Origin of the sequence: Pseudomonas sp. WJP1, assembly GCF_028471945.1 — a bacterium.
In the GTDB taxonomy this organism is placed as follows: Bacteria; Pseudomonadota; Gammaproteobacteria; order Pseudomonadales; family Pseudomonadaceae; genus Aquipseudomonas.
The window spans coordinates 2359288-2372482 of the sequence record NZ_CP110128.1 but is presented as its reverse complement, the minus strand read 5'-3'; the positions used below and the strand labels follow the sequence as shown (position 1 = coordinate 2372482).

Genomic DNA, 13195 nt, shown 5'->3' with positions numbered 1-13195 from the left:
TGCCCGCGAACAGGCATAACGCGGTGCAATAAATACACCGCGGCGCTACCTTCGCGGGCAAGCCTCGCTCCTACAGGGAACGAGTTGAGTTGTGGAGACGGATGAATATGAGCGACTTCAACACCCTCGAACTGCTGACCGACCCCCGTGGCTTTGCCACGCTGTGGCTCAGCCGTGAAGAAAAGAACAACGCGTTCAATGCCCAGATGATCCGCGAACTGATCCTCGCCCTGGACAAGGTCGCGAGCGATGCCAACCTGCGTTTCCTGCTGGTGCGTGGCCGCGGCAAGCACTTCAGTGCGGGCGCCGACCTGGCCTGGATGCAGCAATCGGCCGAACTCGATTACGCCACCAACCTCGACGACGCCCGCGAGCTGGCGGAGTTGATGTACAACCTCGCCAAGCTGAAAATTCCGACCCTGGCCGTGGTGCAAGGCGCGGCGTTTGGCGGTGCCCTGGGCCTGATCAGTTGCTGTGACATGGCCATCGGCGCCGATGACGCGCAGTTCTGCCTGTCGGAAGTGCGTATCGGCCTGGCGCCGGCCGTAATCAGCCCGTTCGTGGTGCAAGCCATGGGCGAGCGCGCCGCGCGCCGTTACGCCTTGACCGCCGAGCGTTTCGGCGGGCAACGGGCCCGGGAACTCGGCCTGTTGTCGGAGAGTTACCCGACGGCCGAGCTGGAACAGAAAATCGAGCAATGGATCGACAACCTGCTGCTCAACAGCCCGGCCGCCATGCGCGCCAGCAAGGACTTGCTGCGTGAAGTCGGCGACGGCACGCTGACCCCGTCCCTGCGTCGCTACACCGAGAACGCCATCGCCCGCATCCGCGTCAGTCCCGAAGGCCAGGAAGGCCTGCGCGCCTTTCTGCAAAAACGTCCGCCGAGCTGGCAAGCCGCAACCACCACCAAGGAGCCGCGTTGATGAGCGCACCTGTCCTCACTACCCTGCTGGTGGCCAACCGCGGCGAAATCGCCTGCCGGGTGATGCGCACCGCCAAGGCCCTGGGCCTGACCACCGTGGCCGTGCACAGCGCCACCGACCGTGATGCCCGGCACAGCCGTGAAGCCGATATCCGTGTCGACCTCGGCGGCAGCAAGGCCGCCGACAGTTACCTGCAAATCGACAAGCTGATCGCTGCCGCCAAGGCCAGCGGTGCCCAGGCGATCCATCCCGGCTACGGCTTCCTGTCCGAGAACGCCGGGTTCGCCCGCGCCATCGAAGCCGCCGGCCTGATCTTCCTCGGTCCACCCGCCTCGGCCATCGACGCCATGGGCAGCAAGTCCGCGGCCAAGGCCTTGATGGAAACCGCTGGCGTGCCACTTGTACCGGGCTATCACGGTGAAGCCCAGGACCTCGAGACCTTCCGCGATGCCTGCGAACGCATCGGCTACCCGGTGCTGCTCAAGGCCACGGCCGGTGGCGGCGGCAAGGGCATGAAAGTGGTCGAGGACGTCAGCCAGTTGGCCGAAGCCCTGGCCTCGGCGCAACGTGAGGCGCAATCGTCGTTCGGCGATTCGCGGATGCTGGTGGAGAAGTACCTGCTCAAACCCCGCCACGTAGAGATCCAGGTGTTCGCCGATCAACACGGCAACTGCCTGTACCTCAATGAACGCGACTGCTCGATTCAGCGTCGGCACCAGAAAGTCGTCGAAGAAGCGCCGGCGCCCGGCCTGAGCCCTGAACTGCGTCGCGCCATGGGCGAAGCGGCCGTGCGTTCGGCGCAGGCCATCGGTTACGTCGGTGCCGGCACCGTGGAATTCCTGCTGGATGCCCGCGGCGAGTTCTTCTTCATGGAGATGAACACGCGCCTGCAGGTTGAACACCCGGTGACCGAAGCCATCACCGGCCTCGACCTGGTGGCCTGGCAGATCCGCGTGGCCCGCGGCGAAGCCTTGCCGATGACCCAGGATCAGGTGCCGTTGAACGGCCATGCGATTGAAGTGCGGCTCTATGCCGAGGACCCGAGTAACGACTTCCTGCCGGCGACCGGTCGCCTGGAGCTGTATCGCGAATCCGCGCCGGGTGCGGGTCGCCGCGTGGACAGCGGCGTCGAGGAAGGCGATGAGATTTCGCCCTTCTACGACCCGATGCTCGGCAAGCTGATTGCCTGGGGCGAGGACCGCGAACAGGCGCGCTTGCGCCTGCTGGCCATGCTCGATGAATTCGCCATCGGCGGGCTCAAGACCAACATCAATTTCCTGCGGCGCATCATCGGCCATCCGGCGTTTGCCCAGGCCGAGCTCGATACCGGGTTCATTCCCCGTTACCAGGAACAGCTGCTGCCACAGCCTGCGGCGCTCAGCGACGAGTTCTGGCAAGCCGCCGCCCAGGCCTTCGCCCAGAGCCTGCACAGCCCGTCGCGCAGCGATGACCCGAGCTCGCCATGGGCCATCGGCAACGGCCTGCGCGCCGGCCTGCCCGCGCAAATCACCCTGCACCTAAGTTGCGAGGGCCAGGACCGCGCGTTGACGCTGGGCAACCCCCAGTCCCACAGCGCTCGGCTCACAGGCGAGTACTTGCTGACCGAGCACGAGGGAGTGCGTCGCCAGCACCGGGCGATCCGTCGTGGCGATTTTGTCTACCTGCAATGGGAAGGCGAACTGCGCCGCATCGAGACCTACGACCCGATCACCGCCGTTGAAGCCAGCCACGCCCATCACGGCGGGCTCACCGCCCCCATGAACGGCAGCATCGTGCGGGTGCTGGTGGAGGCCGGGCAAACGGTCGAGGCCGGGGCGCAACTGGTGGTGCTGGAGGCCATGAAGATGGAGCACAGCATCCGCGCGCCCCACGCCGGCGTGATCAAGGCGCTGTATTGCCAGGAAGGCGAGATGGTCGGCGAAGGCAGTGCACTGGTCGAACTGGAAGAAGCCTGACAGGCAGGCCAGTCCCGCGCATGGCGCGGGCCGGCCTGGCTAGAACTTGACGGTCGCCTGGACCACCACGCCGATGATTCGGCACTCGTCGGTGAACAGGCTTTTCGGATAGGTCGGATTGAGCGGGACCAGGTAACGCTGCCCGCCCTCTTCGCTCAACTTGCGAAAAATCGCCTCGCTGCTGTCGGGCCATTGCGCGATCACCAGCTTGCCCGGCACCGCGTCCACATCCGGGTCCACCAGGATCAACATGCCCTCGGCAACGCTGGGGCCGCTGGGTGCGGTCATGGCATCGCCAACCACCGTCAGCCAGAACGCCGCGCCCCGGGCGTGGTAGTCGGACAGTTCGAACCGGTACGGCGCCCGCTCTCCATCGCGCACCTGCGCGGTGTCCCGCCAATCACTGACCGGATAGCGAAAGTACGGGTTGTACTTTTGCGTCAGGCAAACCTCGTCATCCTGTTCCTCCCCAGGCTCGCGAATCACCAGCGCCACTTCGAGAAAATCCAGGCCCAGGGCCTGCAGCACACGATTCATGTCGTCGATGCCGGGCTGACGACGTTTGGTCAGCCAATGCCCGATGCCACCCTGGGACATTCCGAGGCGGTCGGCGAGTATTTCCTGAGTGATCTTGAGTTCACTCATCTTGGCCTTGACCAAGGCTATCCATTTATCCATGTGCGGCACGATACGTGGCGAGCCTCGCCCGACAAAACACAAAATGTAGTATTAATACAATTGTCATAAATACATAACGTATTAGGATGGATTCACGGATCTGAATTTATCACGGAGCACGCCTTGACCATGAATCCACCCAGCAACGACTTGCCCGACATACAAATCGATACGTCCCTCAACTCACCCCAGGGTTCTGCCGCCGCACAGCGAGCGCTGGATTACTACTTGAAACCAGCTGTTGCAGAGGAAGCGGTACAAGCGCAACTCTTTGACGTAAACCGTAACATCGGCATCGAGGAAGCCCTGGTGCATGCTTCAGGGCTACTGCGTTGTGCAGCCGCCACCGCCTACGAGTCAGCCAACCACCTGCATGGTGCGCATCGGGACCTGGCGCTCTCGACCGTGCATATGATCGACATGGCAAAGGCCATGGTGAACCGCTCCCTGGAGGGCGGCAAGAATGGCTAGGTGGAGGGTGCTGAACAGAAGGACGGGAAAGAATTTTCCCGACGCGCAGGCAAAATTGTTTGACTTGCAAACGAGAATGATTATTATTGCATCAGCTGGTCGCGAGATCAGTCGATGGACCAGGTGACCTTAGGTCGGTCTCCTGGACTATCTCCTCATCAGGCTAATCACGGTTTTTGACCCGGCTTTTTGCCGGGTCTTTTTTTGCCAGTTTTCTGGCTTATGGCTTCAGGCTAATGAAGTCTTGATGTGCCGCAAATTCGATGGCGCGGATCATATCAAAACAATGTTAGTTGGCAAGAGAAGCCTTAAGCCATTGGGGCAAACTAATGGCAAATAGCACTTGAGAATCAATCGCATAATCTCTAAGCTGCGACGGCGTCAAGGAGGACGCCCCCCGCCCCGCCCCCCAGTTAACACCACGCCGAATACCGAAACCGAGAGGGTTCGTCGAACAGCATCGCCTGGAGTTTCATGGCAACCGGTGAAACGTTTTATCTGCGCTGCCAGCCCTCTACGCTTGCGTGTAAAGTAGCCGCCATAAAAATCTCAATCAGGAACCCTGACCGTGGCTAAAACTCTCGACATCAGTGCCAACTTCGACAGCGGCAACATCCAGGTCATCGATGTCAGCGACCCGCTCAAACCCCTGCTGGCCATCCGCCCCGACACCAAAAGCAACCATTTTCAATGGTTCCACTTCAAGGCCAGCGGCCTGCATGTCGGCCAGGACCACTGGTTTCGTCTGAACAATGCCAGCCAGTCCTCGTACAACAAGGCCTGGACCGGTTACCAGGCGGTGGCGTCCTACGACCACGTCAACTGGTTCCGTGTGCCAACCATTTTCGAGGGCGACTGCCTGCGTTTCAGCCTCGAAGCTGAACAGACCCACGCCTGGTTTGCCTACTTCGAACCCTACAGCCGTGGCCGCCATGACTGGCTGATCGAGCAGGCACTGACCAAGGCCGGCACCGAACTGCTGGCCACCGGCAAGAGCGTCGAAGGTCGTGACATCCAGCTGCTGCGCAAAGGTACCGGCGCCGAAGGCCAGCGCAAGGTGTGGATCATCGCCCAGCAACATCCCGGCGAACACATGGCTGAGTGGTTCATGGAAGGTGTGATCGAGCGCCTGGAAAAACACGACGACCCGGTGTTGAACAAATTGCTGGCCAGCGCCGACCTGTACCTGGTGCCGAACATGAACCCGGACGGTGCCTTCCACGGTCACCTGCGCACCAACGCCATGGGCCAGGACCTGAACCGCGCCTGGCAGAGCGCCAGCCAGGAGCTCAGCCCGGAAGTCTTTTTCGTCCAGCAGCAAATGGAACAGTACGGCGTCGACCTGTTCCTCGACATCCATGGTGACGAGGAAATCCCCCACGTGTTCACCGCCGGTTGCGAAGGCAATCCAGGTTACACGCCACGGATCGCCGAGCTCGAAGAACACTTCCGCAGCCATCTGAAACACACCACCAAAGACTTCCAGACCAAGCACGGCTACACCCGCGACGAACCGGGCCAGGCGAACATGACCCTGGCGTGCAACAGCGTCGGCCAGAAGTACGACTGCCTGTCGTTGACCCTGGAAATGCCCTTCAAGGATCACGACGACCATCCGAACCCGTTGACCGGGTGGTCGGGGAAACGGTCGAAGCAGTTGGGCAAGGATGTGTTGACCACGGTTGCCGATATGGTCGATACCTTGCGCTGATTGCGCTGCACTGCTTGGTTCGCCTGTAGGAGCCAGGCTTGCCGGCGAAGAACGATGACGCGGTGCTACAGACAGACCGCAGCGTCTGGTTCGCCGGCAAGCCTGGCTCCTACAAGCGAAGAACGATAACGCGGTGCGACAGGTGCAGCGCAGCGCCTGGTTCGCCGCACCGCTTGCTTCTAAGGGTGGTCTTTGCCTCGCAACATGCTGTCCAGCACCTCATCGCGCCGCACCCAACCATGAAACAACGCCGCGGCCAGATGCAGCAGCACCGTCAGAAATAGCAGATACGCCAGATACCCATGCGCCTTGCGCAGGAACGCGAACACTTGCGCATTCGCCGGCACAATCGACGGCAACTGCAATGAGCTGCTGAGCATCACCGGTTCGCCCGACGCTGAAATCATTGCCCAGCCCAATAACGGCAAAACCAGCATCAAGGCGTACAGCAGCACATGGGACGCCTTGGCCGCCAGCGCTTGCCAACCCGGCAGGTCGGCGGGCAGCGGTGGCTGCTGCGTGGAGAAACGCACGAGCAGTCGCACGATCACCAGCAACAGAATCGCCACGCCTAACGGCTTGTGCAGGTGAATCAGCCATTCATGACGCTCGGACACCGAGGCGACCATGCCTGCGCCGATAAACAGCATGGCGATGATCATCAGCGCCATCAGCCAGTGCAGCAGACGCGCCAATGGAGCGAAGTGGTTCGGTTGAGTGCTCATTGCTGGACCTCCTGTTTGGCGGCGGGCAACTGGCTGACTTCGCTGGTGCGACGCAGGTAGGAATTGGCGTAACCGGCTGAACGAGCGCTGAGCAGCGGGTCGTCGGAACCTTCGATGCCGGCAGGGAGTACCAGCGGGTCATAGTTGATGTCGCGGCACTCACCGCTGAGTTGCGGCTGGGTGCTTTCAAGAACCAGGGTGCCTGCGTTCAACACCTTGCGCCCGTCGGGCCAGGCCTTGCTGGCGTCGTTGACCGGATCACCGGGGTTGGCCAGGGTGATGTTCAATTGAAAGCGCAGCGGGCCCGCGGCGATGCGCTGAACCAGGTCTTTCTCGAGGAAATCACTGCCCTGCGGTGCCGTGGCGCCAGGTGCGTCCTGAACCAGCGGCGCCATGCTCCAGCGCACCGCTTGGCGCTGTCCGGAGGCGTTGACCAGATAGAATGCATTGACGCTGTTGTAGGTTTCCGTCACGTAGCTGGCCGAAGGCTTGGCAGTCTTGATCCAGGCCAAAAACGGCGCGGCTTCCGGGTGCGAACCGAAGAACGCCGGCACCGCCGCGGGGTCCGGTTTACCGGTAGCGGGCACCGGTGACTGGGCTTGCTGCAATTGATAGAACGCATCTGGCGTGCCCACCGGGAACACCGGCATGCTGTTCATCCCGGTGCGCCATTGCTGGCCGTTGGCCTGGGTGAAGCGCAACGCCAAGCTGCGGATCGGCACCGCGCTGTCTGGCGCGTAGGGATTACCCGCCGGCAACGCGAAACGACCCACCACCGGCGTACGCGCCTCGTTGAACACCTGTGCGGTGGAATAACTGCGAGCCTCGCCACTGCTTTCGAAATGGCCGATCACGCACACACCTTTGGCGTGGTTGCGGCGAAATCCAGGATGCACGCCGTTGTTGGTTTCCAGCACATTGACCAGCTTTTTCGGGGTTAGGCGCTGTGGGTCAAAGGTGCCGTTGACGTAGGCAAACGCCCCGGCCAATGCGGCCACGACCACGGCAATGCCGGCCAGACGCAACGTCAGGCTCGCGGCACTCAAGGGTGGCGGTGATGATCGATCTACCATGAAAGACTCCAGGGCCATCGGCCACAAGTGAGAAGAATCAGGCAGACGAACCTCGCGGCGATTTATTCCATCGCCCGGTATTTATTTTTCCGGGTGTGGAATAACCTCCCACGCCAAGCGTCTTCCTGGTTCAAAGCGTAGTGAGTAACCAGAAATTCATGAACGATATCGACGAACAACTGCGAGAAATCATTCCCAGGTTGCGCCGCTTCGCCGTATCGCTGACGCGCAATCCGAGCAGCGCCGACGACCTGGTGCAGTCGTGCCTGGAGCGTGCGCTGTCGAGTTGGGGCGACAAACGTGTCGAAGGCGACCTGCGCGCCTGGTTGTTCTCGATACTTTATCGACAGTTTCTCGATGCTCACCGCCGTACCCGACGCTACGCGCGAATGCTCGAATTCTTCACCGGACGCGACGATGCGCAGCCTTCGGTGGAGCGAACCGTGATCGCGCAATCGACCCTCAATGCCTTCGATCAGCTGCCCACTGAACAGCGCGCGCTGCTGCTGTGGGTGTCGGTTGAGGGCCTGAGTTACAAAGAGGTCGCCGAGATTCTCGACGTGCCCACCGGTACCGTGATGTCCCGCCTGTCCCGGGCCCGCCAGGCCCTGCGCCAACTCAGCGATGGCGAAATCAACCGCCCTGCCCTGCGGAGACTCAAATGATCAGCATGCCCCCCAGCGAGCGCGACCTGCACGCCTACGTCGACCATCAGCTCGGCGAGGAAGACCGGCGTCTGGTGGAGACTTTCCTGGCCAGTAACCCGGAAATTTCCGCACAAGTCCGTGCCTGGCAGCAGGACGCCCAACAACTGCGTGCTGCCCTGAGTGGTGCCTTGCGGCAACCGGACAATCCGGACCTCGATCCTGTGCAGATCCGCCGACGCTTAAGGAGCCAGTCCCGACGCCACCTGGCCAGCGCCGCGGTATTGCTGATCGCCGTCAGCATCGGTGGGGTCAGCGGCTGGCAGGCCCGGGAAATGACCCTCCTCAGCGCAGCGCAACCGATGGCCGATGCCATGCAGGCTTATCGTCTGATTGCCGAGCAGGGACTATTGCCGGCCGACTACAAGGCGGGCGACGACGGTGACATGCAGGGCTGGCTCGACCGTTATTTCACCCAGGCCAATCGCCTGCCTGATTTGTCGGGCGCAGGCTTCAAACCGGCCAGCGGGCGCTTGCTCAGCACTGAGCAAGGGCCGGCGGCGATGGTGGTCTACGAGGACCTACGCGGGCAGAAAATCAGTTTTTACGTGCGCCCGCCGGGACCGAAAAACTATCTGCTGCCCAGGGGCAGTCGCAGTGATGGAGGCTTGCAGGCTGAGTATTGGTCGGGGGGCGGGTACAACTACGCGATGGTCAGCCCGACGGATACGCCGGCGGCACAGATGCTCAGGCAAACCACCAAATTCTGATCACACCACCACCCCCTGTAGGAGTGAGCCTGCTCGCGATAGCGGTCTGTCAGGCAATATTTCAGTGACAGTAAGACCGTCATCGCGAGCAGGCTCACTCCTACAGGAGATTGGTGTGTTCTAGTAAATCTCAACCCTGCCCAAACACCTGCGAAGGCCGCCGCAACAACGGATCAAACGGATTGATCCGCGGCCCGATCAGCGCTGCTTCGCGCTTGAGCATCTCCACCACCGTCGGCAAGCGGTCCGGGCCAAGCCGATCACTCACGGTCGCCACGCTCAACGCCGCCACCGCGCGCCCTTCACGATCCAGTATCGGCACCGCCACCCCGGCCATGCCCTGTAAAACACCGGTGTTGCGCCCGGCGTAACCGAGCTTGCGCACGTTCTCGACTTCCGAACGCAGGAACACCTCGTCATACAGATGGAAATCCTTGAGCCGTGGCAAGTTGTAATGGATCACCGTATCGCGCTCCTCTTCTGGCAAGAACGCCAGGATCGCCAGGCTGCCCTGGCCCACCCCCAATGCCACGCGCCCGCCGATATCACCGGTGAAGGTGCGGATCGGAAACGGCCCTTCGCTGCGGTCCAGGCAGATCGCATCAAAGCCACTGCGCGCCAGCAGGAACAACGAGTCGCCCAACGATGCCGACAGCCGCAACAGCGCCGGACGCACCAGTTCACGCAGGTTGCCGCTGTTACCTGCGCGGGCGGCCAGGGCGAAAAAGTCCAGGCTCAGGCGATAGCGTTTACTGCGCGCATCCTGCTCGACCATGCCCTCGTCCATCAGGCTGCGCAGCAACCGGTGAGTGGTCGGTTGCGACAGGCCTATGTGCTGGGCCAATTGTGTCACCCGCTCACCGCCCTCGACGGTATCGCCCAACGCACGCAGCACCGCAAACAGTCTTGAGACGGCGCCGACACCGACCTCGTTTTTGTTTTCATTCCGCTCAATGGAATCTGACATGTGAATTCTCGACAATTAATTTACTGATCGAATAAAACTGAAAATAGTCATCGTCTCAGTGAAATCGACCATTGAGCCCATCCTAGTCTTCGTCCTAATCTGCGTCCACAGGGGCGATTCGAACAACAGCGGCAGCCGACTCAAGTCGAGCGCCAACGCACCCCGCAACAACCTTTCGTATCTGCCCATACAAAAAAGCGCGCCTTCTGGCGACGCATAACAATCCCCGGTGGAGGCGCAGTCATGGCTTTTGTGCAACTTGAAAAACTCGGCAAACGCTACGGTGAGATCGACGCCGTGGTCGCCACCGACCTGTCGGTGGAGAAAGGCGAATTCGTTTCCCTGCTCGGCCCTTCCGGGTGCGGCAAGACCACTACCCTGCAAATGATCGCCGGTTTCGTCGAAGTCACCAGTGGGCGCATCGTGCTCGACGGGCGCGACATCACCCACGCCAAGCCCGCCAGCCGGGGCCTGGGCGTGGTGTTCCAGAGTTACGCGCTGTTCCCGCACATGACCGTCAAGGACAACGTCGCCTTCGGCCTGCGCATGCGCAAGGTGCCGGGCGCCGAGATTGCGCAACGGGTGGATCGGGTGCTCAAGCTGGTGCGCCTCAACCAACACGCCGAGCGCTATCCGCGGGAGCTGTCCGGCGGCCAACGCCAACGTGTTGCCCTGGCCCGGGCGCTGGTGATCCAGCCGCCGGTGTTGCTACTCGATGAGCCGCTGTCCAACCTCGACGCCAACCTGCGTGAAGAGATGCAATTCGAGATCCGCCGCATCCAGCGCGAAGTCGGGATCACCACGCTGATGGTCACCCACGACCAGTCTGAAGCGCTGTCGATCAGCGACCGCGTGGTGGTGATGCAGGCCGGGCGCATCACCCAGATCGATGCCCCTTACACCCTCTACGAACACCCGCGCACCGAGTTCATTTCCGGATTCGTCGGCAAGGCCAACCTGCTGCCCGGTGAACGCGACACGGCGGGTGAGGTTCAGGTGTGCACCTATGGCGCCGGCGAACTGACCCTGAGCCTGCGTCCGGAAAAAATCGATCTGTGCGAGGCAGGCCATGGGCGCTTGCAAGGCAAGGTCAGCAGCCGCTTCTTTCTCGGAAGCCAATGGTTGTATAGCGTCTCGACCAGCCTTGGTGAACTCTGCGTGGTCCGCCGTAACGACGGCGCGGCACCCTTGAACGAAGGCACAGCGGTTGGCCTGGATTGGGACGCGGCACTGTTGCGCGTGCTGAGCATCGACGAGGTGACGGCATGAGTACGCTCGCCGCCATCCGCCAGGGCCGCCAGGGGTATCTGCTGTCCGCACCCGCCCTGGCCTTGTACCTCGGTTTACTGCTCATTCCCCTGGCGCTGACGTTGGTCCTGTCGTTCAACGTCTTCGACTACAGCTCGGGGATCGACGGCGAAGCTTTCACGGTCGAGCACTACGGCAGCCTGCTGGGGGATCCCTACTTCTATGAAATCTTCCTGCGCACGTTGTGGATCAGCGCCCTGACCACCTTGCTCTGCGTACTGATCGGCGTGCCCGAGGCGTACATCCTCAGCCGCATGGGCACCCCATGGCGCTCGATTTTCCTGATCCTGATCCTCACCCCGCTGCTGATTTCAGTGGTGGTGCGCGCCTTCGGCTGGAGCCTGTTGCTCGGTGCCGACGGCCTGGTCAACCAGACCCTGCAAGCCTTCGGCGGCTCGCCGGTGAAGCTGCTCTACACGCCGTTCGCGGTGGTGATTGCGCTGGTCCACGTGATGCTGCCGTTCATGATCATTCCGGTCTGGACCTCGCTGCAAAAGCTCGACCCCGCCGCCGAACAGGCCGCGCTGTCCCTGGGCGCCAGCCAATTCACGGTGATTCGAAAAATAGTCCTGCCGCAAGTCATGCCCGGCGTGTTGTCCGGCACCCTGATCGTGTTCGGCCTTGCCGCCAGCTCCTTCGCGATTCCCGGCCTGCTCGGCGGGCGTCGCCTGAAGATGGTCGCCACGCTGATCTACGACCAGTACCTGTCGGAGCTCAACTGGCCCATGGGCGCGGCCATCGCCGTGGCCCTGCTGCTCATCAACCTGCTGATCATGCTGTCGTGGAACCGCATGATCGAAGGCCGCTACAAGAAATCATTGGGATAATTCGCCATGTCCAGGAACGGTCCTTTCGCCCTGCTGTTTCATACCCTGGTGGTGCTGTTCATGCTCGCGCCGCTGGTGGTGGTGTGCCTGGTGGCCTTCACCCCGGAGAACACCCTGAGCCTGCCCACCACCGAGTTTTCCCTGCGTTGGTTCCGCGCGGTGTTCGAGCGTGCCGATTTTGTCGATGCGTTCTACAACAGCCTGATCCTGGCGTTCAGCGCCGCGACCCTGGCGACCCTGGTTGCGGTGCCCGCGGCGTTGGCGATCACCCGCTTCGAATTTCCGGGGCGGGATTTTCTCAACGGCCTGTTCCTGTCGCCGATCATCATTCCGCACCTGGTGCTGGGTGTGGCGCTGTTGCGTCTGTTCGCCTTGCTGGGGGTCAACGGCAGCTTCGCCTGGCTGATCTTCGCCCATGTGCTGGTGATCACGCCGTACGTACTGCGCCTGGTGCTGGCCTCGGCCATCGGCCTGGACCGCAGCGCCGAGCACGCCGCGCAATCCCTCGGTGCCGGGCGCTTCACGCTGTTCCGCCAGATCACCTTGCCGATGATCCTGCCGGGGGTGGCCGGTGGCTGGCTGCTGGCGTTCATCAACAGTTTCGATGAGGTCACGCTGTCGATCTTTGTCACCTCGCCGGCCACGCAAACCCTGCCAGTGCGCATGTACGTGTACGCCACCGAATCGATCGATCCGATGATGGCGGCGGTGTCAGCGCTGGTCATTGCGCTGACCGCGGTCACCATGATTCTGCTTGACCGGGTTTATGGCCTGGATCGGGTTCTAGTGGGCAAACAATGAGGGCGCCATGGCTCTGCTGAAACGACTGGCCGAAGGCGACCGCCCGGCCCTGGACTTCACCCTCGACGGGCAACCGGCCAGCGGCCTGCTCGGCGACACCCTGTTGACAGCGGTGCTGAGCTGCGACGAGCACCTGCGCGGCAGTGACTTCAGCGCCGAACCCCGCGCCGGGTTTTGCCTGATGGGCGCGTGTCAGGATTGCTGGGTGCGCCTGGGCGATGGGCGTCGGGTGCGGGCCTGTTCGACGTTGCTTGAAGCCGGGCAGAACATCAGCCGCGAACCGGGACGATCCCTATGAACACCTATAAAACCTGTAGGAGCGAGCCTGCTCGCGATAGCTAT

At 62.1% G+C, this 13195-nt stretch carries 14 protein-coding genes; 10 read left to right on the top strand and 4 right to left on the bottom strand.

The window, feature by feature from the left end:
* Positions 1–107 precede the first annotated feature (107 nt).
* Positions 108–923, top strand: a complete 816-nt coding sequence (locus tag OH720_RS10695) for a gamma-carboxygeranoyl-CoA hydratase (protein ID WP_272605571.1) — start codon at positions 108–110, stop codon at positions 921–923.
* On the top strand, positions 923–2878 hold the full coding sequence (locus tag OH720_RS10690) for an acetyl/propionyl/methylcrotonyl-CoA carboxylase subunit alpha (RefSeq protein ID WP_272605570.1): 1956 nt from the start codon (positions 923–925) through the stop codon (positions 2876–2878). The genes OH720_RS10695 and OH720_RS10690 overlap by 1 nt, the downstream gene beginning before the upstream one ends.
* Before the next feature lie 39 nt (positions 2879–2917).
* Here the strand turns inward: OH720_RS10690 and OH720_RS10685 are convergent, their stop codons facing one another.
* Positions 2918–3556 carry a LexA family protein gene (locus tag OH720_RS10685; protein WP_272605569.1) on the bottom strand — a complete coding sequence of 213 codons (639 nt, stop codon included), beginning with the start codon at positions 3554–3556 and terminating at the stop codon, positions 2918–2920.
* A gap of 129 nt (positions 3557–3685) precedes the next feature.
* Between OH720_RS10685 and OH720_RS10680 the strand changes: the two genes are divergently transcribed.
* Together OH720_RS10680 and OH720_RS10675 are read left to right on the top strand one after the other, a co-directional pair.
* Complete coding sequence (locus tag OH720_RS10680) at positions 3686–4027, top strand: DUF6124 family protein (RefSeq protein WP_272605568.1); 342 nt, start codon at positions 3686–3688, stop codon at positions 4025–4027.
* Between the two features lie 562 nt (positions 4028–4589).
* Positions 4590–5738, top strand: a complete 1149-nt coding sequence (locus OH720_RS10675) for a M14 family metallopeptidase (protein ID WP_272606432.1) — start codon at positions 4590–4592, stop codon at positions 5736–5738.
* A gap of 179 nt (positions 5739–5917) precedes the next feature.
* Here the strand turns inward: OH720_RS10675 and OH720_RS10670 are convergent, their stop codons facing one another.
* Together OH720_RS10670 and OH720_RS10665 are read right to left on the bottom strand one after the other, a co-directional pair.
* Entirely contained in the window at positions 5918–6463 is a 546-nt protein-coding gene (locus OH720_RS10670) for a cytochrome b (RefSeq protein WP_272605567.1), read from the bottom strand.
* A complete protein-coding gene (locus OH720_RS10665; RefSeq protein ID WP_272605566.1) occupies positions 6460–7536 on the bottom strand; it encodes a catalase family peroxidase in 1077 nt (358 codons plus the stop codon). The genes OH720_RS10670 and OH720_RS10665 overlap by 4 nt, the downstream gene beginning before the upstream one ends.
* Positions 7537–7694: 158 nt before the next feature.
* Here OH720_RS10665 and OH720_RS10660 point away from each other — a divergent pair, with 158 nt between their 5' ends.
* Positions 7695–8201: an RNA polymerase sigma factor gene (locus OH720_RS10660; RefSeq protein WP_008057230.1), complete on the top strand. Its 507-nt coding sequence runs from the start codon at positions 7695–7697 to the stop codon at positions 8199–8201.
* Positions 8198–8950: an anti-sigma factor family protein gene (locus tag OH720_RS10655; protein WP_272605565.1), complete on the top strand. Its 753-nt coding sequence runs from the start codon at positions 8198–8200 to the stop codon at positions 8948–8950. Before OH720_RS10660 ends, OH720_RS10655 begins: the two co-directional genes overlap by 4 nt.
* 130 nt (positions 8951–9080) lie before the next feature.
* Here OH720_RS10655 and OH720_RS10650 read toward each other — a convergent pair whose 3' ends face one another.
* Entirely contained in the window at positions 9081–9917 is an 837-nt protein-coding gene (locus OH720_RS10650; RefSeq protein ID WP_008057234.1) for an IclR family transcriptional regulator, read from the bottom strand.
* Positions 9918–10160: 243 nt separating this feature from the next.
* Between OH720_RS10650 and OH720_RS10645 the strand changes: the two genes are divergently transcribed.
* From OH720_RS10645 to OH720_RS10630, 4 genes are read left to right on the top strand one after another with little or no spacing between them, the layout of a single operon-like run.
* Positions 10161–11186, top strand: coding sequence for an ABC transporter ATP-binding protein (locus OH720_RS10645; RefSeq protein WP_272605564.1), 1026 nt, complete (start codon positions 10161–10163; stop codon positions 11184–11186).
* Complete coding sequence (locus tag OH720_RS10640; protein WP_272605563.1) at positions 11183–12052, top strand: ABC transporter permease; 870 nt, start codon at positions 11183–11185, stop codon at positions 12050–12052. Before OH720_RS10645 ends, OH720_RS10640 begins: the two co-directional genes overlap by 4 nt.
* Positions 12053–12058: 6 nt before the next feature.
* The gene (locus tag OH720_RS10635) at positions 12059–12853 is read left to right on the top strand and encodes an ABC transporter permease (protein ID WP_008057238.1); all 795 of its coding nucleotides are present in this window, start codon (positions 12059–12061) and stop codon (positions 12851–12853) included.
* A gap of 7 nt (positions 12854–12860) precedes the next feature.
* Positions 12861–13151, top strand: a complete 291-nt coding sequence (locus OH720_RS10630; RefSeq protein WP_272605562.1) for a (2Fe-2S)-binding protein — start codon at positions 12861–12863, stop codon at positions 13149–13151.
* The last annotated feature ends 44 nt before the right edge of the window (positions 13152–13195 follow it).

What these genes read in the sequence shown, in the direction of transcription:
- OH720_RS10655 (WP_272605565.1), top strand. Translation starts at nt 8,198, where the DNA reads ATGATCAGCATGCCCCCCAGCGAGCGCGACCTGCACGCCTACGTCGAC.
- OH720_RS10685 (WP_272605569.1), bottom strand. Translation starts at nt 3,556, where the DNA reads ATGGATAAATGGATAGCCTTGGTCAAGGCCAAGATGAGTGAACTCAAG.
- OH720_RS10670 (WP_272605567.1), bottom strand. Translation starts at nt 6,463, where the DNA reads ATGAGCACTCAACCGAACCACTTCGCTCCATTGGCGCGTCTGCTGCAC.
- OH720_RS10650 (WP_008057234.1), bottom strand. Translation starts at nt 9,917, where the DNA reads ATGTCAGATTCCATTGAGCGGAATGAAAACAAAAACGAGGTCGGTGTC.
- OH720_RS10665 (WP_272605566.1), bottom strand. Translation starts at nt 7,536, where the DNA reads ATGGTAGATCGATCATCACCGCCACCCTTGAGTGCCGCGAGCCTGACG.
- OH720_RS10680 (WP_272605568.1), top strand. Translation starts at nt 3,686, where the DNA reads ATGAATCCACCCAGCAACGACTTGCCCGACATACAAATCGATACGTCC.
- OH720_RS10660 (WP_008057230.1), top strand. Translation starts at nt 7,695, where the DNA reads ATGAACGATATCGACGAACAACTGCGAGAAATCATTCCCAGGTTGCGC.
- OH720_RS10635 (WP_008057238.1), top strand. Translation starts at nt 12,059, where the DNA reads ATGTCCAGGAACGGTCCTTTCGCCCTGCTGTTTCATACCCTGGTGGTG.
- OH720_RS10645 (WP_272605564.1), top strand. Translation starts at nt 10,161, where the DNA reads ATGGCTTTTGTGCAACTTGAAAAACTCGGCAAACGCTACGGTGAGATC.
- OH720_RS10630 (WP_272605562.1), top strand. Translation starts at nt 12,861, where the DNA reads ATGGCTCTGCTGAAACGACTGGCCGAAGGCGACCGCCCGGCCCTGGAC.
- OH720_RS10695 (WP_272605571.1), top strand. Translation starts at nt 108, where the DNA reads ATGAGCGACTTCAACACCCTCGAACTGCTGACCGACCCCCGTGGCTTT.
- OH720_RS10640 (WP_272605563.1), top strand. Translation starts at nt 11,183, where the DNA reads ATGAGTACGCTCGCCGCCATCCGCCAGGGCCGCCAGGGGTATCTGCTG.
- OH720_RS10690 (WP_272605570.1), top strand. Translation starts at nt 923, where the DNA reads ATGAGCGCACCTGTCCTCACTACCCTGCTGGTGGCCAACCGCGGCGAA.